This window comes from Micromonospora sp. M61 (assembly GCF_018070245.1).
Lineage (GTDB): Bacteria > Actinomycetota > Actinomycetes > Mycobacteriales > Micromonosporaceae > Micromonospora > Micromonospora zamorensis.
Map to the genome: position 1 here is coordinate 1 of NZ_JAGPYA010000131.1, position 2,433 is coordinate 2,433.

Below are 2,433 nucleotides of genomic sequence, written 5' to 3' on the forward strand. Positions count from 1 at the left end.
ATCTCTTCCCGGTCCACCACCGTCAACGGCCTACGACCCGCCACGCCCCACCAGCCTCTCAGCGATCACCCCGCCGAAGAGACCAACGAACGACAAGATCGATTGCTACGACCACCTGAGCACGGGGGGGCATCCTGGCCCCGGGATACCGCAGCTTCAAGAAAGCCGAGTCGATCATCGGGGTCGGCCGGCTGTTTGCAACGGCGGCAGGCTCGGCGGGCTGCGCGCACCGCCTGGTGGGCTGTACCGTCATTCGGGAGCGCTCCCATGGCGCGACCAGCCCGTGCTGAGGTCGATTTTCCTGCGCAGCCGCAGCTCAGAGCCTCGGCGCGACGCACTGGCCGCCCCGCCCGCTCGGCACCGGTGGGCGTGGCCCCGACATATTTCAACCGGGGATCTTCCCACCAGCAAGGAATTTATTAACTTCGATGTAACCATGCGTCACGATGGACGGGATCCATCCATTCACCTCAATGGAGGTCCCATGAACGTCTCTCGGCTCGGCGGGCCGACCCTGTCCCTGTTCCGCATCGTGATCGGCCTGCTGTTCACGTTGCACGGCCTGACCTCGGTCTTCGGATTGTTCGGCGGCAACCCGATGACCGGCAAGGCGGTACCGCTCGGCACCTGGCCGGGCTGGTGGGCCGCCCTGATCCAGTTGGTCTGCGGCGCGCTGGTGCTGGCCGGGCTCTTCACCCGACCCGCCGCTCTACTGGCATCCGGCTCGATGGCGTACGCCTACTTCGTGGTGCACCAGCCGGATCACCTGCTGCCCATGCAGAACGGGGGCGAGCTGTCCGCCCTCTTCTGCTGGTCGTTCCTGCTGATAGCGGCCCTCGGCCCGGGCGCCTGGGCGCTCGACACGTTGTTCGCCCGGCGTCGCACCGACTCCCCGTCGGCACCAGCGCCCGCCTCGGCGGTCGAACCCAGCTCGGTGGCTGTCTGACCGCACGTGTGCCGCGCGTCGCCGGGGCCTCGACGAGGCGGCTCCGGCGACGCGCTCGGCGACGGTGGTGGCGGGGGTCAGGCCGGCGGGCGAGGGCTGAGGACGGCGTCCAGGAGGCCGGGGTAGAGCTTGTTCAGCTCGTCGCGGCGGAGTCGGACCAGGCGGCTGGTGCCGGCGGCGCGGGTGCGGGTCAGGCCGGCCTCGCGCAGCACCCTGAGGTGGTGGCTGCGGGTCGCCTTGGAGACGCCGAAGTCGAAGCTGCCGCAGGCGGCCTCGCCGCCCTCGGCGAGCGCCCGGACGATCTGCAACCGCACATCGTCGGCGAGTGCGGCCAGCACGGCGGTGACCGGTACGGCGGTCAGTTCGGGTTCGTGCGGCTCCATGTGACCAGTGTAACCCTTGTTCGACAATTATCGAACAAGCTCCTACTGTCGGTTCCGTTGGTTCGACGATACTCGAACATTGGAGCTGACGATGCGATCCCGCGCCGCCGCCTATCCGCTGCTCGCCGTGCTCGCCTGGGGAGTGATGTTCCCGGTCCTGGCCAGCGCGCTGACCCGGGTCGACCCGCTCAACCTGACCACTGCCCGCTACCTTCTCGCCGCCGTCATCCTGGTCGCCGTCCTCCTGCTCCGTGAGGGTGCCGGCGCGCTGCGGTCGGGCGGCCGGACGGCCGAGGTGGTGGTGCTCGGAGTGGTCGGCTTCGCCGGCTTCAACCTGCTCACCAGCCTGGCCCTCGAACACGCCGCCCCGCAGCAGGTCGCGCTTTTCGTGGCCACCACCCCGGTGATCACCCAACTGGTCCGTTGGGCCCGTGACGGCGTACGCCCGAAGCCGCTCCTGCTGGGTCTCTCCCTGGTGGCGCTCCTCGGTGTCGGCCTGGTGATCACCCGCGGGAGCCTGACCGGGCTCGGCCAGTTCGGTCTCGGTGGGCTGATGATGATCGGCGCGGTGCTCGGCTGGGGCATCTACACGCACGGTGCCAGCCGCTTCGGCGAGTGGTCGCCGCTGCGCTTCACCACGCTGACCGCACTCGCCGGCACGGCCGCCATGCTGGCCGCGAGCATCGGCGCCGACGCCGTCGGCTGGCAGCACGCGCCGGCCGCCGCCGACCTCGTGGCGGTCACCCCGCAACTGGCGTACGCGGTGATCCTCGGCGCCGTGGTCGCGGTCCTGGCCTGGAACACCGGCGTGCAGCGACTCGGTGCCGCCAACGCCGCGTTGTTCATGAACCTGGTCCCGGTGACCACGTTCGCGGTGCAGATCGCCCGCGGCTACCGCCCGGAGCCCGTCGAGCTGGTCGGGGCCGCCATCACGATCGCCGCCCTGGTCGCCGCGAACCTCGCCACCCGGCCCCGGACCCGCGCCGCGGCACTGCCCCGGACCACAGCGGTCACGGACCCGATCGCGGTGACCGACCCCGCAGCGGTGAGCGTCCGCTGACCCACTACCTGGGATCTGCCCTGGAGGCCGCGCCCGGCTTTGCC

General features: G+C 70.5%; 3 protein-coding genes. 2 read left to right on the plus strand and 1 reads right to left on the minus strand.

The genetic code is table 11. The features are described from left to right. Window positions 1–484 precede the first annotated feature (484 nt). A complete protein-coding gene (locus tag KBX34_RS32810) occupies window positions 485–946 on the plus strand; it encodes a DoxX family protein (RefSeq protein ID WP_210928952.1) in 462 nt (153 codons plus the stop codon). A gap of 77 nt (window positions 947–1,023) precedes the next feature. On the opposite strand, the gene KBX34_RS32815 is transcribed toward KBX34_RS32810, so the two are convergent. After that, the gene (locus KBX34_RS32815; RefSeq protein WP_088950428.1) at window positions 1,024–1,329 is read right to left on the minus strand and encodes a helix-turn-helix transcriptional regulator; all 306 of its coding nucleotides are present in this window, start codon (window positions 1,327–1,329) and stop codon (window positions 1,024–1,026) included. Window positions 1,330–1,420: 91 nt separating this feature from the next. On the opposite strand from KBX34_RS32815, the gene KBX34_RS32820 reads away from it, so the two are divergent. After that, on the plus strand, window positions 1,421–2,389 hold the full coding sequence (locus KBX34_RS32820; RefSeq protein WP_210928953.1) for a DMT family transporter: 969 nt from the start codon (window positions 1,421–1,423) through the stop codon (window positions 2,387–2,389). Window positions 2,390–2,433 lie beyond the last annotated feature (44 nt).

Coding starts and splice junctions, on each gene's coding strand:
- KBX34_RS32810 (WP_210928952.1), top strand. CDS start 485: ATGAACGTCTCTCGGCTCGGCGGGCCGACCCTGTCCCTGTTCCGCATC.
- KBX34_RS32815 (WP_088950428.1), bottom strand. CDS start 1,329: ATGGAGCCGCACGAACCCGAACTGACCGCCGTACCGGTCACCGCCGTG.
- KBX34_RS32820 (WP_210928953.1), top strand. CDS start 1,421: ATGCGATCCCGCGCCGCCGCCTATCCGCTGCTCGCCGTGCTCGCCTGG.